This is a genomic window from Candidatus Methanosphaera massiliense (assembly GCF_028890305.1).
GTDB classification, from domain to species: Archaea; Methanobacteriota; Methanobacteria; order Methanobacteriales; family Methanobacteriaceae; genus Methanosphaera; species Methanosphaera massiliense.
The window spans coordinates 81415-106182 of record NZ_JARBXM010000002.1; the positions used below are offsets into that span (position 1 = coordinate 81415).

Genomic DNA, 24768 nt, shown 5'->3' on the forward strand with positions numbered 1-24768 from the left:
TTAATAAGATAAAAAAATGAAATAATAGGATAATAAATAAGGTGAAGAATATGTTTACAATAGGAGCTCATTTATCAATAAATAAAGGATTTGAAAATATTGGACTTGAGGCATTAAGTATTGACGCGAATACTTTTCAATTTTTCCCACGAAGTCCAAGAGGCGGAAAAGCAAAGAAATTAGATCCTGATGATGTTGATAAACTTCAAGAATTAATGGATAACACAACAATGGACGTTATTTTAGCTCATGCCCCTTATATTATTAACTTAGCATCTAAATCAGAGAAAACTAGGAATAATGCTTATGAGATTTTCGAGGATGACCTTAGAAGATTAGACCAGTTACCTAATAATATGTACAATTTTCATCCTGGAAGTCATGTGCAACAAGGTGTAGATAAGGGTATTGAGTTAATTGTTGATTCATTAAATAAATTAATTCGTGAAGACCAAAAGACAACAGTTCTATTAGAAACTATGGCTGGAAAGGGTACTGAGATTGGAAGATCATTTGAGGAACTACAGGCTATTATTGAAAAAGTAGAACTTGATGATAAATTAGGAGTATGTCTTGATACTTGTCATGTATATGATGCTGGTTATGATATAGTGAATAATCTCGATGGTGTACTTGATGAGTTTGATTCTGTGATTGGCTTAGACAGATTAAAAGCTATACATTTAAATGATAGTAAATTTGGATTAAGTAGTCATAAGGATAGACATGAAAAAATAGGTTTAGGTAAAATTGGTATTGATGCTATAACAGATATTATCAATCATGAAAAACTACGTGACTTACCATTTTATTTAGAAACACCTAATGATGTAGAAGGATATAAGAACGAGATTGAATTATTACGTGGCTTATATAAAGAGTAGGGATTAATATGATTAAAGAAGATTTTGAGGAGTTTGCTCATGGTAATGGTGTTAATCTATTAGGATATGCTGATATTCCTGAGGAATTTAAATTAAGTCATATGTTTGAAACAACAATTGTAGGTATTATTAAAAAAGATAAGAAATATTCAAAAGAAGATAATAGCGAAGAGTATGATGAATATACAGAGCTTTTAATAGAATTATGTGATTTTATTGAAAAAAGAGGTTATCATACTTTTTTAGTAAATAAGGAAAATTTAGATATTGATTCTTCAGAAATTATTCAAAGCTCTAAGTTACATAATCTTGATAATGAAATATCCTCTGATTATGATGTTAATGTAGATAACGATGAAGTATTTTTTATTAGTACAGATATGCCTGTTGATTATAAAAATTTACCTAAGCATTTAAAACCTATTATTGAAAAGTATTGTAAAAAATGTTATAATTGTGTGAATAATTGTCCTCAACATGCATTATATCTTGTTGATGGTGAAATTCGTTATGATAAAGAAAAATGCCTTGGTTTTGGTGAAAGCTGTATTGAATGTATAAAGGGTTGTCCGTTTTATGTTGAAAAACCTAAAAAATAGTTAAAAATAAAAAAATATTTTTATTTTATTTTAGAATGACTTATAATAAAGTAGATTATTGTTGAATAATAATATTAATAATTCAATTTTATTCTATTTTGTTCTTTGTTTTTGTTTTTTATTAATGTTATCAACTTATTTTTTTTAATGGTAGGTAAATAGGTTTTGTTTCGTAAATATGTAGGTAGAATAAACCTATTAACATTATTATTGCCATTAATACTTGTACTATTGCTAATCCTATTTTTTTAATTATTCCATTCATTGTTCACACCTCATGATAGAATTAATTTTATTAATGACATCATAGTCAAGTATATTCTAATTGTCTTAATGATACTTGAATACTTATTTAACCATAAGACTATACCTATACCCCTATAGGTATACTAATTAATATAAAAAAAATACTATATAAATCTATTTTAGTCAAGTGACCAATGACTTAATTAATACTTTATATAGTTAAAATTTCTTTTAATAATTCATTAATATTTTTTTAATTAACAGATTATGTAATTGATTTATATTAATAAATTATATTCAACACCTTTCGAGTTTAACACCTTTTGATTTTGACCTTTTGAGTTTATTTTTATATTATACGTATACCCCTATAGGTATAATAATTAATATAATAATACTACTATATAAAGATATCTAAAAAAAATCATAAAAAAGAAAAAATAGTTAAAAAAATAGAAAAAATACTTAAATTCTAGAATAATAATCAATAATTTTTGACAAGTCCTTAATAGCCTCCGAGCTATCTCCCTTATCAATAGCATCTTTAACACAATGATTCATGTGTCCTTCAAGAATAATACTACCTACTTTGTTAAGAGCAGACTTAGCCGCATTCACTTGCATTAAAACATCTTCACAAGGAATATCTTTCTCAATCATACGATCAATAGCTGCAACCTGACCTTCAATTTTACTAAGACGTCTATGTAAATTATCTAAATCCATACATTGTTTCATATATACACACCTGATTACTTATAATATATCTTCTCTATCAATCTCCTCAATACGAGACATTTTACCAACAATAACCTTATCAGTTAAACCTGCAAAAATACCATTCTCCAGAACACCAGGTATAGTATTTAATTCCTTCTCTAATTTTTGAGGATTTTTAATTTTATCAAACTTGGTATCTAAAATAAAATTACCATTATCAGTTATAACAGGACCATCCTTTTGAATACCCATACGTAACTCAGGTTTACCACCCATTTGAATAAGAGTTTCTTTAACAACTCTTAATGCATCAGGAATAATTTCAAGAGGTACTGGGAACTCACCTAAATCCTCAACCATCTTACTCTCATCAACTATTACAACAAATTTTTTTGCAGAACTATCAACTAGTTTTTCTAAAGTATGTGCTGCGCCTCCACCTTTAATTAAATCAAGAGAAGAATTTACCTCATCTGCACCATCAACTGCTATGTCAATATCATATTCATCTAATGTAGTGGTATTAATACCTGCTTCTCTAGCTATTATTAAAGATTGATAAGAGGTAGGAATTCCAAGAATATTTAATTCTTCTTTTTTAATTCTCTCACCTAAATATCTAATAAAATAATGAGTTGTGGAACCAGTTCCTAATCCAACAATTTGACCATCTTTAATTAAATCTGCTGCTTTTTTTCCAACTTTATCTTTCAATATATCCATGTTTACCATTTTTCAATCACCTATTATTAATGACTTAAAATAACTTCTGTCAACTTATTACCCACCGGACATGTTAATTCCGGACCAATCTCTTCTATTTGACATTTATCATCATTATATAATCCTTCTGGATGACATATGTCATAATTTTCACAATCAACATCACAATCTTTTAATCTAAATATAATTGTTAATCCTTTATATGCTTTTTTAGTTTCAATTGATGTTCTAATAGTAGCTGGTTCGACTTCAACTGTCTGAACTTTACCATCTTTATGTAATGGACATTTATGAGTAACTTTTTTTACGTTGGTTATTTCATATTTTCGTCCTTTTTCAAGATTTAAACATGTTCTGTTAAATCTACATGATTCACATTTACTAGAACCACCATAAAAAGTAAAAACTAAACCCTTTTTAGCTAAACTCGTACCAATTAAAGTAATCATGCTTATCCTCCTTATTCGATTACATGAGTATTTCTTGCAATATTTTCTGCTGCTTCTCTTGTTAAACCACGGTCACCTAAAATAGTGTATCTTTCTTTTCGAATATTATGTGCCTGTGTTAAAGCTTCTATTATATATTCATCTTCGATTCCTAATTCTTTTGCTGTAGTAGGTGCTTTAACTTTTTGTAGAATAGATCTTATTTTCTTCCAGTTACCACCCTGTAAATACATCATCATAATTGTTCCAACACCACACTGTTCTCCATGTAATGCTGGGTTAGGTGCTATAACATCTAGAGCATGACTGAATTTATGCTCAGATCCGCTGGCTGGCCTACTACTACCTGCTATACTAATAGCCATGCCACTGCTTATTAATCCTTTAACAACAATACCTACGCTTCCAACATGTCTTGGTCGTATATTGTCTGCTTCATCAACTAATAATTTTGCTGTCATTAATGATAATGCTGCTGCTGAATCACTGAATGGTTCGTTGATAAGTTTATAAGCCAATTTCCAATCTTCTACTGCAGTGAAATTAGATATTATGTCAGCATAACCTGCTGCTGTATATCTATATGGTGATTTGGCTATTATTTGAGCATCTACAACTAATCCAAAAGGTGCATTTGCTTGTAAAGATACACTACCATCATCACTTTTAATAGATGCTCGTGGTGATGCCATACCATCATGTGAAGCGGTAGTAGGTATGCTGATTAATGGAATGTGATTGTTAGTCGATGCCATTTTTGCAACATCTATTACTTTTCCTCCACCTACACCTAAAATTGCTGTGGAATTTTTTGATTGTTTTGTTACTTCATCTACTGATTCGTATGATGCTGTTTTTATGATTATTTCTGTTATATCGTAACCTTCATCTTCAAGAATTTCAGTTACTTGATCTCCAGCAATTTTTTTTGTTGTAGGACCTGTTACTAATATTATATCTTTTTCTGAAAAGAGACTATCACATACTTCCCCTATATCTTTAATTACTCCGGGACCCGTACGTATTTCTCTAGGTAATTGTACATTTCTGAAATCCATTTTGTAGCCTACCTGAAATTTTTGAATAAATATAATATATTATATATTTTTCTTTATTTAATACAATTACTTATAAGAAATGATAACTCCTGTTATATAATCTTTACTATTTCTAATTGTTACTTAATATCCCATTCAGAAAAATTTGATTTTTTGAAATGTAAATTTATAAATAAAACAAGATAGAATACTAATAACTTTATATTTTATTATTATTTATACATTATTATTTATAAATTTAGACAAACCTAAAAATTGTTATAAAAATCTAATAAAATAAATATTTTTTTAATAATTATCAAGCATTTTATAAAAAATGTACATTGCAATAAATTCTAAAAATATTTTTTTAACCAAAATGAAATATAATAAACTAGTCTTTAAATAGTTGATAATATATAATCTGTAGTAGAGGAGGAAAAAACAAGGAATATCATGTCAAAAGATAAACTTTGTAACATTTTTCCTCAAAAAATATCAAAAATTTATGGAGATTATAAAAATGACCGAAATGAAAAAATTTCTAGCAGAAATAGTAGGTACATTTATTCTTGTATTCTTTGGTACAGCATCAGTTGTACTAACATTATTCATTAATAATGGACAAACGTTCCCTAGTATTTACAACATAGGAATAACAATGCCGGACTGGGTGGGAATAGGTTTAGCATTTGGTCTAGCATTAGCCGTAGCAATTTATGCATTTGGTCCTATATCTGGAGCTCATTTCAACCCTGCAGTAACCATAGGATTATGGGCAGGTAAGAAATTCCCAGGATCAGATGTAATACCTTACTTAATAGCACAATTTATTGGAGCTATACTAGCTTCAGCAGCTTTATTAGCTATTTCCGGTACTCCAGCATCATCCATTGGTGCACTAGGTGGTGTAGGACCATTCGGAGATATTGGAATGGTTGGTATGTTCATTGCTGAGTTCTTAGGTACATTCCTATTAATGTACGTAATTATGGCAACAGCAGTAGATAAAAAAGCACCTGCAGCTGATGCAGCATTAAGTATTGGTTTAGTATTAGCAGGTATTGTAATAGCAATAGGTAACTACACTGGTGCAGGTGTAAACCCAGCACGTGCATTCTCACCTATGTTATTAAACTACTTTGTAACAGGTGCAAACGCATTTATTTACTATCCAATTTATCTATTTGCACCAATAGTTGGAGCAATTGTAGCTGTATACTTATACGACTACTTCCACAAAGAAATAGGTTACTAAAATATAATTGTAATAATCTACTTATTACAATTTTTTTATCAACTCCTTCAAATAATAAAAACTATTTTCTAAAAAATTTTATCAAAAATATTCTTTTTGCCAAATGGTTCATTTGTATTAAATAAATTATTAATAAGAAAACTTATAAATTTTATATACATTACACTTATTAATAAAAGGGATAATAAATGATTTCAGAAAAAAATATTAAGAAATATGCTAGTAGTGTTTTAATATCCACTGTTGATAGATTATTTGATCATAAAGAAATATTGATAGATAACTTTTATAAAGACTTTGTTAAATCTAATAAGAAAAATAAGAAATTGAAAAATAATTACAAAGATAATGAAGTAGTTGATGAGTTACTCCTTGAAGAATTAGAAAAAAGTTTCACACGTAATGACATTGGATATGCCTTACAGAGTGAAATGGTTAAAGCAAATGAAGATGCTTTAGATGATTTATCAACAATATTAGATGAAAAACTAAGACCTATTGCATATAGTCTTAGATCAGTATTTAATGATAATAATCAATATGACCAGTTTAAAAAGTATGTTACAGAAAACCTTGTTGTATCTAAAATGAATTTAAGTACAGCCACAGTTAAAGCATTAAAAACCATGAATATATCTGGTAATAAATCACTTCAAATCATTCAACTTATTAGCCAAGTTGACAACTAGTTTTAAATTTAAACTTGTACTGAGAATATACAAGTTTATACACTTTTTTTATAAAAATATTAATGATAAACTTAATAATATTAAAAAACCTATTTAAAATCAGTATTTTATATCACATCATGTACATAAAAACTACTTTTTTTATTAATACATTGTGTATTCGAAAAAATAATAAATAAAAAAAGAATGAAGGAGTTTATATTCCTTCTGTTTTATCAATATGTTTTGTTACTTCAACCATTAATTTATGAAAGTCAAGGGAATCTCTATCACGTGGCCTTGGTAAATCATCATTGATTATTTTTTTAATAGTACCTGGCCTTTTTGAGAAGACAACAATTTCATCTGCTAAGTAAACGGCCTCTTCTACATCATGAGTAACAAACACAATAGATCTATTACGTTTTCTCCAATTCTCAACTATTTGTTCTTGAAGATTTCTTTTTGTTTGGAAATCTAATGCACTGAATGGCTCATCCATTAATAATGTTTCAGAATGATTAATCATAGACCTGATAATAGCAACACGTTGTTTCATTCCACCAGATAATTCATGAGGATAACTATATGCAAAGTCTTTAAGTCCAACAGCATCAAGATATTTCAATGCTCTTTCCTTATTTTCTTCCTCTGATTCTCCTGCTATTTTTAAACCAAATGTTACATTATCCATTACATTAAGCCATGGAAATAATGAATATTCCTGAAAGATAAATCCTCTATCACTTGAAGGTTTTTTTACTATATTACCATTATGTTTTATAGTACCTTCTGTTGGATTTTCAAATCCCTCCATCAACCTAAGTAGTGTTGTCTTACCACAACCAGATGGACCTATGAAACATACAAATTTACCTGTTTCAAGAGTTAGGTTAATGTTTTTTAATGCTGTAACCTCTTCATTTTCATTGTTAATGAATCTTTTTGATACGTTTTCTATCTCAAATGTCATATAGTCACCTTACCAGAATATTTGTTCTTGTATTTTTGTAAATATGAAATCAAATACTATTCCAATAAATCCTATTAATAACATACCTACTACTGTTGAACCAGTATCAAATATATTTGTTGATGTTAAAATCATATAACCTATACCAGAACTTGAACCAATCATTTCACCAGAAATTGTACACATTAATGCTATACCTACCGCTACTTTTAGTCCTGAGACTATGTAAGGTACTGTTGAAGGTATTATTACTTCTCTTAACATTTGACTGTTGGAAGCACCAAAAGACATAGCTGCTTCAATTAATACTCTTTTAGTTCTGTGAACACCATCTACTGTATATACTAGTATTGGAAATACACATCCCATGAATATGATGAATACTGCTGGTGCTATTCCTATTCCAAACCATAATATGGAGAATGGAATCCATGCCATTGGTGGTATTGGTCTTAATATACTTATAACTAAATTAGATAATCTTTCTAATCTTTCAGACCATCCCATAATTATTCCTAATAATACTCCAACTACTGATGCAAAAACCATACCTATAATAACTTTGTATAATGTATCCCATACATCAGTGAATAATTCACCTGTACTCCATAATTTTATGAAGGAATTAACTACTTCTACAGGTCCTGGAAACATATATGATGGTAATACAGTTAATACATCAGCTAATATATACCATACTATTACGATAAGAATAGGTAAAATTAACTTATCTAGTCCCATATAATATTTTCTTTCTTCTGTCATTTTATCCCTTTTTATTGATTTTTAATGATTATGCAGTGTAGAATAATTTTTCATCACTAAATGTTTGATTTAACACTCCTAAATCTTTTTCTGTACTTATGAAATCTCTTACATCTTGTTTGTATGTATCATTTAAGTCAGATACCCAGCTCATGTTAGCTAATATTTGTCCTTCTAAGGTTTCATTAGCTACAATGTTACGTGGTAAATACTTTACACATCCGTATGGATCATTTTCTAGTTTTTCTGTAGCATTTTTATGTATTTCTGCTATTTTTTTAACTTTATCGGGATGTCTATTTGCGAATTTATCAGTAACTACTACTGCACAACATGGATGATTTTCTAATATCTCATGAGATGTATCTACAACTGTCATATTATTTTGTTTTTCAGCAATTGACATATATGGTTCATATGTTAACATTGCATCAATACTTCCAGTTTTTAATGCATCATTCATGGATGCTACTTTCATACTTGGACTTGTTATATCTGACATTGTCATGTCATGTTTTTTTAAGTCGTATTGTAGTAACATGTATTGTATTGAAGATTGACCTGGTGTAGCTATTGACTTTCCTTTTAAATCTTCAATTGATGTAACATCAGGTTCATTAGTTACTAATCCACTACCTTCTAATTGAGCTCCTGCAACGATTTTTATAGGTACGTCTTTTGATATGGATGATAATACGGGTGTTACTCCCACATATCCTACATCAACTGTCCCGCTTGTCATTGCACTTATTAAATCTCCACCATTATTATATTCATGTAGTTCTACATTTAACCCTGCATCTCTATACATGCCTGAAGCATTTGCTACAAATAATGCTGCATCGTGATCTGAAGGTAAGTATCCTATTGATACTGTATCATCATCTGAGTAGAATGATGTATATGTATAGGATACTACTGCAAGGACTACAATAATTACTATTATTAAATCAATGTATTTTCTTTTTAGCATTCTTTAATAGCTCCTTGATTTACTAAAATAAACAAATTTAAAATAAACTATATTATTTTTTTTTATTGAAAAATTAATTTGTTTTTTTTATTGTTGCCCGATATTATTTGTTTTATTGCCCGATTAATATTATTATATTAATTATATTATTTTTGTGTTTTGTTTAATTTAAAGTAAACTATGTTAGTCTTCTATTAAAAATAATTTTTGTCTATTTTTATAATCAATTTGTCTGTTTTATTGCCCGATTTTTTCAATCGAATTATTTATAATAATATTATAACAATAGTTATATTTTTAGTATTATTAATATGTTTCAATTTAGGAATTATAAGAATAGCTTTAAATAGTATTAATATGAAATATAACAATGTGAAATAAATAACAATGTGAAAGAATTTTATTATAAAAATCATTATTAAAAAAAATAAATCGGGAGAAAATAAAAATGGCACATGAATTAATATACATGGATAACTCAGCAACTTCACCAGTAGATGAAGAAGTACTAAAAGAAATGTTACCATTCTTTAACGAAAGATTTGGAAACGCATCAACATTATACAGATTAGGAGTAGACGCAAAAGAAGTACTTGAAAAAGCAAGAAAGCAAGTAGCAGACCTAATCAATGCAGATCCAAGTGAAATAACCTTCACAAGTGGAGGAACAGAATCAGATAACATGGTCATTAAAGGAATAGCATTAAAAGAAATACAAAAATCAACAGAGGAAAACCCTAGAAACCACATCATAACTTCTGCAATAGAACACCCAGCAGTACTAAAAACATGTGAATTCCTAGAAAAATTCGGATTTGAAGTAACATACTTACCAGTAGACGAAGATGGACTAATAAGTCTAGACGACTTAAAAAATGCAATAAAAGACAGCACCATCTTAATTACAATCATGCACGCTAACAACGAAGTAGGTACAATCCAGCCAATAAAAGAAATAGGAGAAATAGCAAGAGAACACAACATACCATTCCACACTGATGCAGTACAAAGTGCAGGTAAAATACCAGTAGACGTAAAAGAACAAAACATAGACCTATTATCATTATCAAGCCACAAAATAAACGGTCCAAAAGGTGTAGGAGCAGTATACATCAAAAAAGGAATAAGACTTGAAGTATTCATGCACGGTGGAGGACAAGAAAACGGACTAAGATCAGGAACTGAAAACATACCTGGAATTGTAGGATTCGGTAAAGCAGCAGAACTTGCTAATGAAAGATTAGAAGAACACATGAAACACAACCAAGAAATCAGAGATGCATTAATAGAAAAAGTATTAGCAAACATTAAAGACTCATACGTAAATGGTAGCCTAGAACACAGATTACCAAACAACGTACACTTCAGATTCTCAGGAGTAGAAGGAGAATCACTAATTTTAAGATTAGATAACGAAGGAATAGACGGAGCAACTGGATCAGCATGTTCAACCCATGATCTTAAAGGATCACACGTATTAGCAGCATTAGGAATAAAACCAGCATTATCTCACGGTTCACTAAGATTATCCATAGGACCAGAAAACTCAATCGACGATGTAGACTACATAGTAGCATCAATTAAAAAAGTAGTAGATTATCTAAGAGACCTATCACCACTATGGGATAACGAAGAAGACAAATACATAGGAGATAGGTTTGAAAAACCAGTAGAAGATGAAGATTTAGACAGATATTAAAAAAGTAGGATAATAAAAAAGGATGGTGAATAAAAATGCAATACAGTGACAAAGTTATAGAACATTACACACACCCACGAAACACAGGTGTAATAAAAAACCCAGATGGTGAAGGAACAGTAGGAAATCCAGTTTGTGGAGATATCATGACAATCTACATAAAAGTAGATGATGATGAAAAACTAACTGATGTAAAATTCAGTACATTTGGATGTGGAGCAGCAATAGCTACAAGTAGTATGATTACAGAAATGGCTATTGGAATGGATATAGATGAAGCATACAAAATATCAAGAAATGACGTAGCAGAAGAATTAGACGGACTACCACCAATTAAATTACACTGTTCCAACCTAGCAGCTGATGCATTACAAGCAGCTATAGAAAACTACAGAGAAAAAAAAGCAAAAGGTGAAGAATAAATTATTAATTTTTCACTAACTCCTCTCTTTTTATTTAATTTACTCTTTTTATTAAATTTAACTTCAAAAAGGATTCTTTTTCTAAAAAAATAAATTCTATTCTATAAAAAAAAATATTAAAAAAATAATTAAGGGGTTTAGTATGTTTTTGATATTAAAGCCTTATAATGAGCTTCTTTACCACAATTTAAACATGGTCCAGATACATCAGCCTCTTGAGTACCTAATACGTCAATATCGAATTTTTCTTCCATGTCCTTACCACAGTCAGTATCTCCACACCAATTAAATGTAACAATTCCACCTTTCTTGTTAATAGTCTTTTTAACCTGTTCAAGATTTTCAACGGAATATGTTTTTTCTTCTTGGAATTTATTAGCAGATACTTTCATATCCTCAGTAATATTATCTAATGTATCTCTAACAACATCTGCAATAGTGTTCTCATCGTAATCAATGAATTCTTTATTACCAGTATCTCTTCTTATTAATACAATAGATTTATTTTCAATATCTCTAGGACCAACTTCTATTCTTAATGGAACTCCACGTTTTTCCCATTCATAATATTTCTTACCTGGCCTCATATCTCTTTTATCTTGTCTTACACGGATACCATTACTTTTTAATAGTTTTTCAAGATTATCAGTGAAGTTTAGTACTACATCTTGATTTTCTTTGAATATAATTGGTACAATTACTACTTGTTCAGGTGCTACTACTGGAGGTAATTGTAATCCTTTCTCATCACCATGGGCAGCTATTAATGCAGCAATCACACGATCAGATAATCCATAACATGTTTGATGAGCATATTCATGTTCACCTTCATCATTTTCAAATTCTATGTCAAATGTTTTAGCAAAGGTTGTACCTAAATTATGTACTGTTCCTATTTGAAGAGTTTTTCCATCAGGCATAATCATGTCAAATGCCATTGTGTATTTTGATCCAGGGAATTTATCCCATTCAGGTCTTTTACTTATGGAGTATGGTATACCTAGTTCATCAAAGAATGTTTTATATATTTCTATTCCAGTTTTTACTTCTTCTTCAGCTTCTTCTTCTGTTGCATGTACTGTGTGAGTTTCATTGAATGTTGTTATTTCACGAACTCTTATTAATGGTCTTGTATGTTTTGTTTCATATCTGAATGTGTTTACTGTCTGGTATACTTTTATTGGTAAATCCATGTGTGAACGTACCCATAATGAAAACATTGGATACATTGATGTCTCACTTGTAGGTCTTAATGCTAGTTGTTCATTAAGATCTCTTTTTCCACCTTTTGTTACCCAGTATACTTCATCTTCAAAACCTTTAACGTGTATTGCTTCTTTTGCTAATTCACTTTCAGGTATTAACATTGGAAATAATACTTCTTCATGGTCTTTATCAAGTAATTCCTGTAATGCTTTGAGTGCATATTTTCTAATTTGAAAACCTCTTGGTAGCCATACACTCATTCCTTTAATAGGATATCTTGAATCAATTAATTCAGCTTCCTCTAATATGTTATGAAACCATTCGCTAAATTTCTTCATTTACTCACCATAATTTGTTTTTTTTAAATAATATAAAAATTAAATTTCATAAAATAAGTTTTAATCTTGATTAGTTCATTTATTATATCTATATTTGTTTTTTAATGATTATAAAATTTTATACTTAACATTTAGTAGCCTTTAAAATTAGACTATTTCTTAAGTTGAAATAAAAAAGAGAAACGTTTTTCTGATTAAATTATTGTTAAATAATTATTTAATAGTTAAATATTTTTATTATAATAAGATAAAAGTTAATATATGTATAAATTAGTTACGATTATACCTATTTCTAATTTCAGTAATTCTAAGACTAGATTATCACCATTTCTATCTGAAATTGAAAGAAAGGAATTATTAAAGTGTATGCTTAAAGATATTGTATCTAATATCAGAAGTAGTGTAGAGGAAATAATTGTTATAAGTAAAGATGAGGAAGTTCTTGAATATGCTCAATCTCTTGGTTTAAAGTGTTTAAATGAAAGAGAACATGAAAGTGACTATCTGAATAATTCATTACTTGATAGTATCTCTTATGTTAAAGATAATTATTCTGATGCTAATATTTTAATGTTACCTGCTGATATTCCGTTAATTAAACAAAGAAATATTCAGTATATTCTAGAAAACAAGAATGATTTTATTATTTCACCCTCTAAAGGTGGTGGAACAAATCTATTGTACATTAATAATGAATATAACTTTAAGCCACAGTTTGGTGAGTTTAGCTTCTTTAAACATGTGAATGAAGCTAGAAGATTAGTTATGAATCCTAATATTTATGATTCATTTTATTTATCTATAGATATTAATACACCTCAGGATTTAGGTGAATTATTATTACATGGAAAAAATACGTATACTTTCAAGTATATTAATAGTCTTGATATTGTAGTTGAAAATAATCATGGTGGTGAACGATTAAATGTCTACAGAAAAAATGAATAAAAAGTGTTCTATGACTATTGCAGGTTTAGATCCATCAGGTGGTGCTGGGATTATTGCTGATTGTAAAACATTTCATGCTCATGGTATTTATGCTACCTGTGTTGTAACAGCTATCACTGCTCAGAATCCTTATAGTGTTAGTAATATTGGTAAAGTAGATTTGCAATTAATTGAAGATGAAATTGACCAAATTATGGATGTTTATCCTATTGAATTTATGAAGACTGGCGTATTATATTCAGGAGATATTATTAAATTAGTATCTAAGAAGATTAAGGAATATCAATTGAAAGCTGTTGTTGACCCTGTTATGATTTCTGAGTCTGGTAAAAATCTTACAGGAGACTCTTATGTTACTACTTTCAAAAAATATCTTATGAAAAATGCATATATTATCACACCAAATATACATGAAGCAGAGAATATTTCAAATAAAAAAATAGAAACTGAAGAAGATATGATTAATGTTGCAGAAAAATTAAGTAATTCAAACAACACTGTAATTACTGGTGGACATATGCAAGGAAATGATATACTGTACACAAACGGTGAAGTTCATAAAATAAAAGGTGAACTAATCAAATCAAATAATACTCATGGTACAGGATGCACATACTCATCTGCAATAACATCACAATTAATCAATAACCATGATTTACTAGAATCATGCAAACTAAGTAATCAATTTATCAGAAATAGTATAATCAATGGTTTTAATAATACACCGTACCAATTCTGGAATTCTATAAAATTCTAATATATGTTATCAATATTGGTTTCTAAAAAAAAGTTCATAATTTACTTATTCAAATATTAATTAAAGGAAAAAAATAATCTAAAATTATAAATAAAATTTCTTATTTCTTAAACTGAAATAAGATTTAGATTTCCTTACTTTAGTTGCATTATCTAAATTAATATCAGCCAATAATAATTGCTCTGTATTATCAGCTATTTCTATAGTATTTCCATGATAATCACTTACTATTGATTTACCTGAGAATTCCATCTTACCTTCAACACCAACACGGTTACAGCATGCAATATTAACACTATTCTGAAATGCTTGAACATTAATTTCCCATTTATAAAGTTCCTCTGGTTCTAGCGTAATATTAGCTGTAGGAATAATAATAAGTTCTGCACCTTTTAATGCACATGTTCTGATACTTTCAGGGTAATGTCTATCAAAACATACGACTATACCAATCTTTCCAAATTTAGTATTGAAAACATTAAATCCTTCCTCTGAGGGAGTATAATATGTTTGTTCATAGAAATTTTTACATTGAGCAATATGAACCATTTTCTGTTTACCTATAATCTTACCTGAGTCATCTATTAACAAGCTCATATCATAGAGTTTATTATTTTCTTTAACATAGAAATTAGGTGATGTATATATTTCATGTTTTCTGCATGCTTCTTGTATTCCTTGAACATATTTAGAGTCTAGTTCAAGTATATAATCTGTTACATCCATTTTTTCATATTGTGGGAAAAAAGGACTTAACTGTATTTCTGGAAAACAAATTAAATCAGCGCCTAAATAAGATGCTTTTTCTATAAAATTGATAGATTTATTATAATTTTTTTCTAAACTAGAATCCATTTTCATCTGTGCTGATGCAATTTTCATATAATCTACCTGGTTATATCTATAATTTAAAAAAATAGGAAGTATCTGTTAAAGCCTAAAATAATTTATATTATAACTTATATTTTTAACAGATTTAACTAAAAAAAGGAAGATATACATTATTATAATGTATATGCTTCATCTTGACCTATTAATGAAAAACCATTGTCTTGTAATATTTTTAAGGTTCTTTCATTTTCTTCAGTTCTTAGTACAACTAAAGCTTTCTGTGTTTTCTTTTCCACGAATGCGTAGATGTATTCTACATTGATATTATTACTATTTAGTATGTTTAGTGCTGCTTCTAGTCCTCCAGGTTGATCTTCTACTTCTATAGCTAGTACATCAGCTAGACTTACAGCAAAATTTTCAGATTCAAGTGCTTCCTTTGCATTTTTAGGATTAGAGACAATCATTCTTAATATTCCGAATTCCGATGTGTCAGCAATAGATAATGCTCTTATATCAATATCATTTGATTTAAGAATATTTAATGCTTTCCATAATCTTCCTGTCTTATTTTCTAAAAATACAGATACTTGTTTTATTGGCAATGTTATGCACCTCTTAATTAAAGTTTCTTTTATCAATTACTCTTTTTGCTTTTCCTTCACTTCTTGGAATTGAGTATGGTTCTGCTAGAGTTACTTTTACTCCTATACCTATTGCTTCTTTGATTTCCTTACCAACCTTATATTTGAATTCTTCTAGGTTGGTCATGGAATCAGAGAATGTTGCTTGGTCAATTTCTACTTGTACTTCTATTTCATCTAGTGTATCTGGTCTTGATACAATGATTTGATATGCTGGTGATAGTTCATCCATAGCCATGATAACTTCTTCGATTTGTTTAGGGAATACTATTACTCCTTTTACTTTAAGCATGTCATCGCTACGTCCGATAATTCTGCTCATTCTAACAGTTGTTCTTCCACATTCACATTTATCATAGTTTAGTGATGTGATATCTTTTGTTCTGTATCTGATAACTGGCATACCTGTTTTTGTAAGGGATGTGAATACTATTTCACCTGTTTCTCCTTCTGGTAGCACTTCTAGTGTGTTAGGGTCTATTATTTCTGGATAGAAATGGTCTTCTGCTATGTGCATTCCATCTTTTATATGGCATTCTGTTGATACTCCAGGACCCATTACTTCTGTTAGTCCATAGATGTTCTGGGCAGATATTCCAAATTTATCTTCTAATTTCTGACGTATTTCTTCTGTCCACATTTCTGCTCCAAATACTCCTCCCTTAATAGGTACTGTTTTTGGGTCTATTCCTGCTCTTTCAAATGATTCTGCTATGTATAATGCATATGATGGTGTGCAACATAGGAAGTCTGCTGGGAAGTCTTTGAGGAAGTTCATTTGTTTTTTTGTATTTCCTGAAGACATGGGTACTGCTAGTGCTCCTATTTTCTGTGCTCCATATTGTGCTCCGTGTCCTCCTGTGAATAATCCAAAACCGTATGCTATGTTTACTATGTCTTTTTTATGTACTCCTACACTTGCCAGTCCTCTTGCTGTACATTCTGCCCATATGTCTAGGTCTTTTTGTGTGTATGCTGCTACTGTTGGAATTCCTGTTGTTCCACTTGTTGAGTGTACTTCTACCCAGTCTTCTTTTGGTGCTGCCTGTAGGTCGAAGGGATATGTATTTCTTAGGTCATCTTTTGTTATGAATGGTAGTAGCTGTATGTCCTCTAATGTTTTTATGTCATCTGGTGATACATTGTTTTTGTCGTATAGATTTCTATAAAATGGTACGTTATCGTATGCATAGCGTACTACTTTTTTTAATCGTCTTAGTTGTAATTCTCTGAATTCTTCTCGACTCATGCATTCTCTTTCTTTGTTAAATATGTATACATCTTCTTCTTTGAACTTTGTCATGTAATTCCTCTTTTTAGTTTAATCATCTCTTTATTGTATAGTAAATATCTTTATGTTAACATTTTTATTTTTGATGTCTTCATCTGTTAATTCTAGGAGGCATGCATGTCCATTTGCTGCGTCTCCTGGATTTACTACTACAGTGTCTCCAATTTTGTCTTGACCTATTGATTCGTGAACGTGTCCACATACATTTAGTGTTGGCTGTGTTTCTTCAATTATTTTTCTTATACCTTCACTTCCTACATGTGCACCAGATTCTATTTTGTCTGCATTTGTGTTTAGTGGTGGTGCGTGTGTTACTAAAATAGTATAAGAATCTGAACCCAATACATCTTTGTATTTACTTAATTCATTGTATAATATTTCATCACTAAATTCATTTGGTGTATCGAATGGTGTAGGATTTGATCCACCAAAACCAACTACTTGTATATCTCCAATATTTGAAGTATTATCATGTATATTGATTATGTTAGATTTATCTAGTAGTTCATTTGCATTTTTCGGATCACAATTTCCTTGTAGTGCATGAACTTGAGCATATTCACTAAATTTATTAAGTGTTTCTATAAAATAGTCTTCAGGACCAAATTCTGTTACATCACCCGTTATAATAATTTGGTCTACTGGATTTTCATCTAAATAACTAAATATTTTATCAGGAGCACTATGAATATCTGTAATTATTAATATTTTCATCGTAAAAAATTCTCCTTAATTTAATTAACTATATGTAGATATCTCATTTGATATTAATATTATTTAGTATAAAAAAAAGTATAAGTATAGAAAAAATAGAATTGTGTAATTATATATTTTACACATTTTATAAAACAGTTATTAATCAGATATATCAATATCTGAGACTATCTGAACTTCATAATCAGGATAAAGTTCATTAACCTCTTTTTGTAGAATATCCAGTCCTTCATCCCAGTCAATATCAAAACTCATCACTACATCGAAGCGCATCTGTTTTTTATCGACTTCTACAAAGAATCCATGAAGTTGTAATACCCATTCATGATTCATCACAGTTTCCATTACTGTATTATGTATTTTTCCTGCTTCATCATTTTTAGTGTTATATGAGTAAACACCTACTCCTATAAGAGTTATTCCCATTTCTTGGTAGACTTTTTCCTGTAATTTACGGGTTAATTCATCAACTTCTTCTACTGTCATTACATCAGGTAATTCTAGATGTACTGATGCATAATTTTTATCCGGACCATAATTTGTTATGAATATATCATAAGCTCCCCTTACTTGTGGTTCTTCTATTAGAAGTTCTTTTAGATGAGCAGTAGTTTTTGGGTCAGCACGTTTTCCTAGTATATCATTTAATGTTTCTATCATCATATCAATACCTGCCTTGATAATTACTGCTGAGATTATAACACCTACGTATGCTTCTAATGAGATGCCTGTGAATATGTATAGAAGTGCTGATAATAGTACTGATAAAGATAAAACTGCATCGAAAGTTGCATCTGCTCCTGATGCTATTAATGCTCCAGAATTAGCAATCTCACCCCTCTTTTTCACATATGACCCAAGCACTAGTTTTACAATAATTGCCACTGCAAGGATTAATAATGTAATACTTGTGTATTCGGGTGTTGCAGGATTGATAATCTTCTTAACTGATTCAATAATTGAAGTAATACCTGCATAAAGTACAATTCCTGCTACAATCATAGCACTTAGATATTCTATTCTTCCATAACCTAGTGGATGATTCTTATCTGGAGCTTTAGATCCTAACTTATTTCCAATAATAGTAATTACAGATGATAAAGCATCAGATAAATTATTTACAGCATCAAGGGTTACTGCAATAGAATTAGACATTATACCTGCAAATGCTTTGAATACTGCTAATAATATATTTGCCAGAATACCTATCACACTAGTTTGAATAATTATCTTATCTCTATCAACTTTTTGATTTATATCATCATTTGTCATAATATTCTCCCCGTGTTACAATTATAAACAAAAAATAATCATGATTAAATTCTCTATTAGGGTATACATACTACTTGTATATGAATATATGTATATTTATCAATATATTAGAAAATAAAAAAAAAAGAAGAAGCCTAAGCTTCTTGTAACTGTTCAGAAAAGAATGGACTCATTTCTTTTAGAGCACTTTTAATATTAGGTTTTTCACCAAATACAAATACAGAAGTATCATTATCATCAAATTCTATGATAACATTCTCATACTCACAGATTTCAATAAACCTTTCTTCCTGGATAGGTTCCCTGAAATTAAATCTGATAAAATCAAAGTTTGCAGGCATACCTGGTATAAACTTTGACTGAATATTCACTGACTTGAATACTTCTTTACCCTGTGATGCTTCTAATAATTTTTGTTCCCACTCTTTTACGTATTCTTCTCCTTCATTACTAGCTAAAGCTAATAGATTTCTTTCAACTGTATTTAATAATGAATCAATACGTCCTATCTCCTTAGCTCTATCTGGTTCTGTTGGGTCTTCTAGGTAAAAGTTTGTTAATGCCCTAGCATATTGTAAATCTCTAATCATTTCTTTTGGAATATCCTCATACTTCTTTTTAAGTTCTTTAAGAAGATGATCAAGAACACCCCATCTTAAATATAATGGATCTTTCATATCATTAACCATTCATATGCCCCTGTAATATGTTACGTATTGTGTAATTATATATTTGACCATCTAATTTTTCTTCTAATTCCTGATCTATTTGTTCTAATGAATCATATTCATCTAGGAATAATACATGATAACTAGTAGTATCTTTAACTTTCATGATAGCTATAGGAGTTTTTTCCTGTACTTCTTTCTTATCTATTGTTGCTTTATATTCTACGAATTTCTCATAATCTTCAGGTAAATCTTTTGTTGTGAATACTCCTACAAGCTCTACAATAAAATTCTGCATGGTATTCCATCTCCTTATAATGTAAATTTTATTATCTTTAATATTTTTATTTTATTTTTTTATGTTTTTTCATTTCTATTATATAATTATGTTATTCCCTTTAATCTAATAAATATATTGATAATTATAGGAAATAAGAATGGAATTTATTTGTGTGTAAATTAAGATAATTAAAAATTTTATTAAAAAAAAAGATGGGGGTGAGAAAATTTAACTTTAAGTTATATGTTTGTGAACACTTATTCAGCTTCAGCTTCTTCTCTAGGTGTGTTCATTTTTTTAACTAACTCTGTAGGGTCAACTACTTGTTTATCAAGTGTTAACTCTTCTGGAGATAATCCCATTGCTAATCCGTATAATTGAGCTAAGTGTAATACAGGGATTGCGAAGTCTGTTCCGTATTGTTCGTTTACTTCTTTTTGTCCTACATCAAACTGCATGTGACAGAAAGGACATACGTTTATAATAGCATCTACGCCAGCTGCTTTCATGTTTTCTAATTTTTCATGGGTGAAACTGGTTGTTACTTCTAAATCTCTTGCTCTGAGTCCTCCACCTGCTCCACAGCACATCATTTTGTCTTTGTATGGTACTGATTTAGCACCTGTGATTTCTACAAGTTCATCTAAGATTTTTGGATTTTTAGGGTTGTCTATTTGTAATTCATCACTAGGTTTTAAGAAGTGGCATCCGTAGTGTACAGCAACGTTTAAGTTTAAATCTTTTTCGAAGATTTCAGATATTTTATCTAATCCTACATCATTGTATAATACTTCTGCGAAGTGTCTTACTTCTGTTGTACCTTTGTATTCTCTGTTGATTTCAGATAAGGAATTGTTTACTTTGTTTTTGAAATCTTCATCTTCTTTTAATAATAAGTTTGCTTCGTGAAGTGAACCGAAACATCCGTTACATTCTGTTAATACTTGGGAACCCATATCTTCTGCAATTGTTAAGTTTCTTGCTGCAATTGTTGCCCATGTTTCTTTATCAAATGAACCGAATACACCTGGTGCAGGACAACAGGAAGCTCCTTCCATTTCTTGTAACTCTACACCTAATTTGTCCATTAATACTCTGGTTGATTTTTCGATACCTGGGTATCTGTTGTTCATTATACATCCTAAAAAGTAAGCATATGCCATGTTTTTATCCTCCTATTATTAATTACAATCCTATTCTTTTAAGTCGCCAGCTTCCCAGTCATATCCGATTAATTCATCGAATCCAGTTGCTTTGATTAATGTTTGTACTTCTTCTAATGCAGCTGCATCTGAGTGAGTTGTTGCTGGTAATTCACTAAGACCAATTTCTTTTCTTAATGCTTTTGTTTTATCGTTAATAGGTACAGCGTGACCAGTTTTTGCTACGAAAGAACCAGTTTTTTTGTGTGCTGTTGCCATGTAACCTTCGTGTGCAGCAACGTTTCTGATTGCTTTTACGATTTCTACGATTTTTACATCACGAGGACATCTTTCTTGACATTCGTAACAGGTTGTACACATCCAAATTGCGTCATCTGCAATTACGTCTTTGTAACCCATTAATGCTTTTCTTACTAATCTTCTTATCATGTAAGGTGTTCTTCTTCCTGAAGGACATGCACCTGAACAGGTACCACATTGATAACATACAGCTAAAGTTTCTGATCCATTTACCATTATAGCTTCTTTGAAAGCTGGGTCTAGATCTTTTTCAGTTACTAAGTATTCACTTTCGTTTAATAATGTCATTTTTTCACTCCATTGATAAAATACACAATAAATAAATATTAATTTATAATATTTAATTTAATATTTTACATCTAAAAATATTTCAGATGGTTTTTTTGATTGACTCACCTATCTGTCAATCTTGATAAATTTTTAATAGTTAACTTGTAGAAATTTACAAACTGAACACTCTAAATAAATTTCTATTAATATGTTATTTGAAATTAGTATATAAAGGTATCATAAAAAATGGCTTGTGTAATCTAAAAGATGACACAAATATAATGAAAATAAAAAATATAACAAAAAAAATACAATATAATAATAAAACACAAAAACCTCAAAAAGAGTATAAGGAGTAAATAAAAGAATGTTAAAAATAAAAGCACATGATGGACCATCACGACTAGGACAATGGAACAACAAAGACACACCAACACTAATAGATTACAAGACAGTAGAAACAATAAAAAACATACCAACACCATTCAAAATACAAGAAGAAATAGCAGAAGAATACGTTGAACAAACAATACAATCAGCAGAAAACCAGGAAAAAAACAAAGTAGCAGTAATTCAAGGAGCCCAATACCCCCAACTAAGAATAAAATGTGCACAAGAACTAGAAAAACTAGGATACACAACACTAGCATTTGCAAATACAGATGAACTACAAAGAAATCCTGAAAGTCTACTAGACATAATAATCCAAACAAGAGAAAATATAAACCCAAACACAACACTATACTTCCCATTTGCAACAACACAAATCACACCTATTTTAGCATACATAGGAATAGATATCTTTGACACAAGTAGAGCAGTATACGAAGCAAAAAATAACAACTTAATGACAAGTACAAACATATACCCTGGCAATGAATATCAACTAACAGACGACCTAGAACAAGAAAACATAAAACAAATAGAATTCACAATAAAAGAAATACAAGAAAACATGAAAAACAAAACACTAAGAAACCTAACAGAACAAAAAGCAGCAACAAACCCAGAACTCATGACACTACACAGACTGCTAGATAAAAACTACCAAGACTATCTGCTTAAATACACACAATTATACTAAAAAAACAAACATAACCTCCCCTCCCACCAAAAAAACTAATTTTCAAAAAATAAAAAAAATAAAAAAATACGTGTATTATAATATTAAAAAAAATGATAAATAGAGTACTACTTACTATCATTAGCAGATGCAATGATACGATTATAAGTCCGACGAGCAGCCGCACCGTCATATCCAATATAAACATGACATTCTGAATTATCATATTTTGTACAAATTACTTCATAAAAACATGTTTTCTTATCATGAATAAACTGAATATCCTTATACATATCATGATTAATATGAGTACCCTTAATAAAGTCTACGGAATTATCATCAGAGTAGTTCACTTAAAACACTTCTATTTACTTAATAAGATTTTATTTAGAACGCTTATTTCTATCTAAAGTATCACATTCCAAAAATAATTTTTTTTAATATCTAATATTAATATATGTAAATCAGCATTATATAAAATATTTGCAATACTAATTAATCATAAAAAATCTTTAAGTAAATCCTCATCAACATCAGCAAGTGTAACTAAAGCCTCAGCTTCAAGAAAATGTAAATCACCAGGAACAATCATACAGTGTAAAGGATTACCAAAGTCAAAATCAGCAACATCAGCAACCCTACCACCCTTAACAATAGGATGATCACTACCAGCCTGAGCAATACCAATAACTATACAATCATCATCAAAAACATGCTCCCCACGCTCAGACTCAACCTTACGTAAATAATCAATAGCCTCATTAATAGTCATATACCTATCCTTATGAGCCTGAATATCTAACAATACTAAAGTATGTAAACCAATACTAGAATTTAATTTGATAGCATCATATGGTGAATGAGGGAAGAAATTCTCATCAGGAAAAGGAACAGTAGTAGTCTTACCAAACTTATAAGCTTGAAGACCAGCAAGACCTGGAGCAGCAGAAAAAATACTACTACCATGAATAATACGAGTCTCAATACCCTTATTAACAGCTTCAACATACAACTCAGTATGAGTAGTAGCCATTAAAGAATCTCCAGCAGTGACAAAAGCAATATCCTTAGTCATAGCCTCATTAATAATAACATTACAATCCTCAACATCCTCACGTTTTAAAGTAATGAAAGGAACATCAAGTTTATCAATCAAATTATCAATATTACCGCCCATTAACTTAGCAGTATAAAACTCAGCATAAATACAATCAACAGACTGCAAAGCTTTAAATCCTTTATATGAAATATCATCTTCACTAAACAATCCAAGACCTACAAAATATAACATTTATATATCCTCCAAAAATTATTCTAAAATAGATATAATAACATATTTATAATAATAGATTATTAAACAATTCTAATAATCCACATAAAAAACTGTTATTAATAAAACAAGAAAAACAATACTGCTTTTAAACAATTAATTTTGTAAAAATAGAACTTTATAATACTAAGATTTGAATAGAAATAGTTGTTTATTTAAATAATATATTTGAAAGGCCGGCAACTTTCTGAAATTCCCATAGACTTACCATCTATAGTACCAAACAAAACGTGGATAGACTTTATTACTGAGATCGAGACGAGATCAGATGTGACCC

At 29.6% G+C, this 24768-nt stretch carries 28 protein-coding genes and 1 pseudogene; 9 read left to right on the forward strand and 20 right to left on the reverse strand.

The genetic code is table 11. The features are described 5' to 3' along the window. The first annotated feature begins 50 nt into the window (after positions 1 to 50). The gene (locus OTK55_RS08470; RefSeq protein ID WP_274871906.1) at positions 51 to 884 is read left to right on the forward strand and encodes a deoxyribonuclease IV; all 834 of its coding nucleotides are present in this window, start codon (positions 51 to 53) and stop codon (positions 882 to 884) included. Between the two features lie 8 nt (positions 885 to 892). After that, positions 893 to 1483 carry a hypothetical protein gene (locus OTK55_RS08475; RefSeq protein ID WP_274871907.1) on the forward strand — a complete coding sequence of 197 codons (591 nt, stop codon included), beginning with the start codon at positions 893 to 895 and terminating at the stop codon, positions 1481 to 1483. A 130-nt stretch (positions 1484 to 1613) separates the two neighbouring features. Here the strand turns inward: OTK55_RS08475 and OTK55_RS08480 are convergent, their stop codons facing one another. The 5 genes from OTK55_RS08480 to OTK55_RS08500 all read right to left on the reverse strand — a co-directional run bounded on the left by OTK55_RS08480 (position 1614) and on the right by OTK55_RS08500 (position 4679). Then, positions 1614 to 1748 (reverse strand): hypothetical protein, encoded by a 135-nt coding sequence (locus OTK55_RS08480; RefSeq protein ID WP_274871908.1) that lies wholly within the window; start codon positions 1746 to 1748, stop codon positions 1614 to 1616. Between the two features lie 446 nt (positions 1749 to 2194). After that, positions 2195 to 2467 (reverse strand): metal-sensing transcriptional repressor, encoded by a 273-nt coding sequence (locus OTK55_RS08485; protein ID WP_274871909.1) that lies wholly within the window; start codon positions 2465 to 2467, stop codon positions 2195 to 2197. An 18-nt stretch (positions 2468 to 2485) separates the two neighbouring features. Continuing rightward, on the reverse strand, positions 2486 to 3181 hold the full coding sequence (gene rpiA, locus OTK55_RS08490) for a ribose-5-phosphate isomerase RpiA (protein ID WP_407652441.1): 696 nt from the start codon (positions 3179 to 3181) through the stop codon (positions 2486 to 2488). Between the two features lie 17 nt (positions 3182 to 3198). Next, positions 3199 to 3621, reverse strand: a complete 423-nt coding sequence (locus OTK55_RS08495) for a UPF0179 family protein (RefSeq protein WP_274871911.1) — start codon at positions 3619 to 3621, stop codon at positions 3199 to 3201. Between the two features lie 11 nt (positions 3622 to 3632). Further along, on the reverse strand, positions 3633 to 4679 hold the full coding sequence (locus OTK55_RS08500) for an NAD(P)-dependent glycerol-1-phosphate dehydrogenase (RefSeq protein WP_274871912.1): 1047 nt from the start codon (positions 4677 to 4679) through the stop codon (positions 3633 to 3635). 502 nt (positions 4680 to 5181) lie between these two features. On the opposite strand from OTK55_RS08500, the gene OTK55_RS08505 reads away from it, so the two are divergent. After that, positions 5182 to 5916 carry an MIP/aquaporin family protein gene (locus tag OTK55_RS08505; RefSeq protein WP_274871913.1) on the forward strand — a complete coding sequence of 245 codons (735 nt, stop codon included), beginning with the start codon at positions 5182 to 5184 and terminating at the stop codon, positions 5914 to 5916. Positions 5917 to 6104: 188 nt separating this feature from the next. After that, positions 6105 to 6605 carry a hypothetical protein gene (locus tag OTK55_RS08510; RefSeq protein ID WP_274871915.1) on the forward strand — a complete coding sequence of 167 codons (501 nt, stop codon included), beginning with the start codon at positions 6105 to 6107 and terminating at the stop codon, positions 6603 to 6605. A gap of 196 nt (positions 6606 to 6801) precedes the next feature. On the opposite strand, the gene OTK55_RS08515 is transcribed toward OTK55_RS08510, so the two are convergent. From OTK55_RS08515 to OTK55_RS08525, 3 genes are read right to left on the reverse strand one after another with little or no spacing between them, the layout of a single operon-like run. Further along, a complete protein-coding gene (locus tag OTK55_RS08515; protein WP_274871917.1) occupies positions 6802 to 7557 on the reverse strand; it encodes an ABC transporter ATP-binding protein in 756 nt (251 codons plus the stop codon). 9 nt (positions 7558 to 7566) lie between these two features. After that, positions 7567 to 8298 (reverse strand): ABC transporter permease, encoded by a 732-nt coding sequence (locus OTK55_RS08520; protein ID WP_326520475.1) that lies wholly within the window; start codon positions 8296 to 8298, stop codon positions 7567 to 7569. 52 nt (positions 8299 to 8350) lie between these two features. Further along, on the reverse strand, positions 8351 to 9295 hold the full coding sequence (locus OTK55_RS08525; protein ID WP_274871919.1) for an ABC transporter substrate-binding protein: 945 nt from the start codon (positions 9293 to 9295) through the stop codon (positions 8351 to 8353). Positions 9296 to 9758: 463 nt separating this feature from the next. Between OTK55_RS08525 and OTK55_RS08530 the strand changes: the two genes are divergently transcribed. Beyond that, positions 9759 to 10994 carry a cysteine desulfurase family protein gene (locus tag OTK55_RS08530; protein WP_274871939.1) on the forward strand — a complete coding sequence of 412 codons (1236 nt, stop codon included), beginning with the start codon at positions 9759 to 9761 and terminating at the stop codon, positions 10992 to 10994. Positions 10995 to 11029: 35 nt separating this feature from the next. Next, complete coding sequence (nifU, locus tag OTK55_RS08535) at positions 11030 to 11416, forward strand: Fe-S cluster assembly scaffold protein NifU (protein WP_274871920.1); 387 nt, start codon at positions 11030 to 11032, stop codon at positions 11414 to 11416. Between the two features lie 137 nt (positions 11417 to 11553). On the opposite strand, the gene proS is transcribed toward nifU, so the two are convergent. Then, entirely contained in the window at positions 11554 to 12960 is a 1407-nt protein-coding gene (proS, locus tag OTK55_RS08540; RefSeq protein WP_274871921.1) for a proline--tRNA ligase, read from the reverse strand. Between the two features lie 261 nt (positions 12961 to 13221). Here proS and cofC point away from each other — a divergent pair, with 261 nt between their 5' ends. Further along, on the forward strand, positions 13222 to 13908 hold the full coding sequence (cofC, locus tag OTK55_RS08545; protein ID WP_274871922.1) for a 2-phospho-L-lactate guanylyltransferase: 687 nt from the start codon (positions 13222 to 13224) through the stop codon (positions 13906 to 13908). Further along, positions 13886 to 14665, forward strand: coding sequence for a bifunctional hydroxymethylpyrimidine kinase/phosphomethylpyrimidine kinase (gene thiD / locus OTK55_RS08550; RefSeq protein ID WP_274871923.1), 780 nt, complete (start codon positions 13886 to 13888; stop codon positions 14663 to 14665). The genes cofC and thiD overlap by 23 nt, the downstream gene beginning before the upstream one ends. Before the next feature lie 84 nt (positions 14666 to 14749). Here the strand turns inward: thiD and OTK55_RS08555 are convergent, their stop codons facing one another. From OTK55_RS08555 to hdrC, 9 genes and pseudogenes are all read right to left on the reverse strand, one after another. Next, positions 14750 to 15547: a carbon-nitrogen hydrolase family protein gene (locus OTK55_RS08555; RefSeq protein WP_274871924.1), complete on the reverse strand. Its 798-nt coding sequence runs from the start codon at positions 15545 to 15547 to the stop codon at positions 14750 to 14752. Positions 15548 to 15669: 122 nt separating this feature from the next. Continuing rightward, positions 15670 to 16101 carry an ACT domain-containing protein gene (locus OTK55_RS08560; RefSeq protein ID WP_274871925.1) on the reverse strand — a complete coding sequence of 144 codons (432 nt, stop codon included), beginning with the start codon at positions 16099 to 16101 and terminating at the stop codon, positions 15670 to 15672. Positions 16102 to 16114: 13 nt separating this feature from the next. Further along, complete coding sequence (locus OTK55_RS08565) at positions 16115 to 17443, reverse strand: phenylacetate--CoA ligase family protein (RefSeq protein WP_274871927.1); 1329 nt, start codon at positions 17441 to 17443, stop codon at positions 16115 to 16117. Positions 17444 to 17473: 30 nt separating this feature from the next. Further along, on the reverse strand, positions 17474 to 18145 hold the full coding sequence (locus tag OTK55_RS08570) for a metallophosphoesterase family protein (RefSeq protein WP_274871928.1): 672 nt from the start codon (positions 18143 to 18145) through the stop codon (positions 17474 to 17476). Positions 18146 to 18286: 141 nt separating this feature from the next. Next, complete coding sequence (locus OTK55_RS08575) at positions 18287 to 19417, reverse strand: cation diffusion facilitator family transporter (RefSeq protein WP_274871929.1); 1131 nt, start codon at positions 19415 to 19417, stop codon at positions 18287 to 18289. A 134-nt stretch (positions 19418 to 19551) separates the two neighbouring features. Next, positions 19552 to 20106, reverse strand: a complete 555-nt coding sequence (locus tag OTK55_RS08580) for a DUF2096 domain-containing protein (protein ID WP_274871930.1) — start codon at positions 20104 to 20106, stop codon at positions 19552 to 19554. Beyond that, entirely contained in the window at positions 20099 to 20383 is a 285-nt protein-coding gene (locus OTK55_RS08585) for a DUF749 family protein (protein WP_274871931.1), read from the reverse strand. Before OTK55_RS08585 ends, OTK55_RS08580 begins: the two co-directional genes overlap by 8 nt. 239 nt (positions 20384 to 20622) lie before the next feature. Beyond that, on the reverse strand, positions 20623 to 21528 hold the full coding sequence (gene hdrB / locus OTK55_RS08590; RefSeq protein ID WP_274871932.1) for a CoB--CoM heterodisulfide reductase subunit B: 906 nt from the start codon (positions 21526 to 21528) through the stop codon (positions 20623 to 20625). Positions 21529 to 21558: 30 nt separating this feature from the next. Beyond that, positions 21559 to 22122 (reverse strand): annotated as a pseudogene (gene hdrC / locus OTK55_RS08595) (CoB--CoM heterodisulfide reductase subunit C); the annotation flags it as partial. A 343-nt stretch (positions 22123 to 22465) separates the two neighbouring features. On the opposite strand from hdrC, the gene OTK55_RS08600 reads away from it, so the two are divergent. Next, positions 22466 to 23182: a tRNA guanosine transglycosylase family protein gene (locus tag OTK55_RS08600; RefSeq protein ID WP_274871934.1), complete on the forward strand. Its 717-nt coding sequence runs from the start codon at positions 22466 to 22468 to the stop codon at positions 23180 to 23182. A gap of 107 nt (positions 23183 to 23289) precedes the next feature. On the opposite strand, the gene OTK55_RS08605 is transcribed toward OTK55_RS08600, so the two are convergent. Next, positions 23290 to 23514, reverse strand: a complete 225-nt coding sequence (locus OTK55_RS08605; RefSeq protein WP_274871935.1) for a hypothetical protein — start codon at positions 23512 to 23514, stop codon at positions 23290 to 23292. A gap of 146 nt (positions 23515 to 23660) precedes the next feature. Beyond that, the gene (gene dph5, locus OTK55_RS08610; RefSeq protein ID WP_274871936.1) at positions 23661 to 24452 is read right to left on the reverse strand and encodes a diphthine synthase; all 792 of its coding nucleotides are present in this window, start codon (positions 24450 to 24452) and stop codon (positions 23661 to 23663) included. Positions 24453 to 24768: the final 316 nt, after the last annotated feature.

What these genes read in the sequence shown, in the direction of transcription:
- OTK55_RS08495 (WP_274871911.1), bottom strand. Translation starts at nt 3,621, where the DNA reads ATGATTACTTTAATTGGTACGAGTTTAGCTAAAAAGGGTTTAGTTTTT.
- OTK55_RS08485 (WP_274871909.1), bottom strand. Translation starts at nt 2,467, where the DNA reads ATGAAACAATGTATGGATTTAGATAATTTACATAGACGTCTTAGTAAA.
- OTK55_RS08555 (WP_274871924.1), bottom strand. Translation starts at nt 15,547, where the DNA reads ATGAAAATTGCATCAGCACAGATGAAAATGGATTCTAGTTTAGAAAAA.
- OTK55_RS08505 (WP_274871913.1), top strand. Translation starts at nt 5,182, where the DNA reads ATGACCGAAATGAAAAAATTTCTAGCAGAAATAGTAGGTACATTTATT.
- OTK55_RS08520 (WP_326520475.1), bottom strand. Translation starts at nt 8,298, where the DNA reads ATGGGACTAGATAAGTTAATTTTACCTATTCTTATCGTAATAGTATGG.
- cofC (WP_274871922.1), top strand. Translation starts at nt 13,222, where the DNA reads ATGTATAAATTAGTTACGATTATACCTATTTCTAATTTCAGTAATTCT.
- OTK55_RS08570 (WP_274871928.1), bottom strand. Translation starts at nt 18,145, where the DNA reads ATGAAAATATTAATAATTACAGATATTCATAGTGCTCCTGATAAAATA.
- OTK55_RS08600 (WP_274871934.1), top strand. Translation starts at nt 22,466, where the DNA reads ATGTTAAAAATAAAAGCACATGATGGACCATCACGACTAGGACAATGG.
- OTK55_RS08565 (WP_274871927.1), bottom strand. Translation starts at nt 17,443, where the DNA reads ATGACAAAGTTCAAAGAAGAAGATGTATACATATTTAACAAAGAAAGA.
- OTK55_RS08515 (WP_274871917.1), bottom strand. Translation starts at nt 7,557, where the DNA reads ATGACATTTGAGATAGAAAACGTATCAAAAAGATTCATTAACAATGAA.
- thiD (WP_274871923.1), top strand. Translation starts at nt 13,886, where the DNA reads ATGTCTACAGAAAAAATGAATAAAAAGTGTTCTATGACTATTGCAGGT.
- OTK55_RS08575 (WP_274871929.1), bottom strand. Translation starts at nt 19,417, where the DNA reads ATGACAAATGATGATATAAATCAAAAAGTTGATAGAGATAAGATAATT.
- rpiA (WP_407652441.1), bottom strand. Translation starts at nt 3,181, where the DNA reads ATGGTAAACATGGATATATTGAAAGATAAAGTTGGAAAAAAAGCAGCA.
- OTK55_RS08525 (WP_274871919.1), bottom strand. Translation starts at nt 9,295, where the DNA reads ATGCTAAAAAGAAAATACATTGATTTAATAATAGTAATTATTGTAGTC.
- OTK55_RS08470 (WP_274871906.1), top strand. Translation starts at nt 51, where the DNA reads ATGTTTACAATAGGAGCTCATTTATCAATAAATAAAGGATTTGAAAAT.
- OTK55_RS08580 (WP_274871930.1), bottom strand. Translation starts at nt 20,106, where the DNA reads ATGGTTAATGATATGAAAGATCCATTATATTTAAGATGGGGTGTTCTT.
- dph5 (WP_274871936.1), bottom strand. Translation starts at nt 24,452, where the DNA reads ATGTTATATTTTGTAGGTCTTGGATTGTTTAGTGAAGATGATATTTCA.
- OTK55_RS08475 (WP_274871907.1), top strand. Translation starts at nt 893, where the DNA reads ATGATTAAAGAAGATTTTGAGGAGTTTGCTCATGGTAATGGTGTTAAT.
- OTK55_RS08500 (WP_274871912.1), bottom strand. Translation starts at nt 4,679, where the DNA reads ATGGATTTCAGAAATGTACAATTACCTAGAGAAATACGTACGGGTCCC.
- OTK55_RS08585 (WP_274871931.1), bottom strand. Translation starts at nt 20,383, where the DNA reads ATGCAGAATTTTATTGTAGAGCTTGTAGGAGTATTCACAACAAAAGAT.
- OTK55_RS08480 (WP_274871908.1), bottom strand. Translation starts at nt 1,748, where the DNA reads ATGAATGGAATAATTAAAAAAATAGGATTAGCAATAGTACAAGTATTA.
- nifU (WP_274871920.1), top strand. Translation starts at nt 11,030, where the DNA reads ATGCAATACAGTGACAAAGTTATAGAACATTACACACACCCACGAAAC.
- proS (WP_274871921.1), bottom strand. Translation starts at nt 12,960, where the DNA reads ATGAAGAAATTTAGCGAATGGTTTCATAACATATTAGAGGAAGCTGAA.
- OTK55_RS08510 (WP_274871915.1), top strand. Translation starts at nt 6,105, where the DNA reads ATGATTTCAGAAAAAAATATTAAGAAATATGCTAGTAGTGTTTTAATA.
- hdrB (WP_274871932.1), bottom strand. Translation starts at nt 21,528, where the DNA reads ATGGCATATGCTTACTTTTTAGGATGTATAATGAACAACAGATACCCA.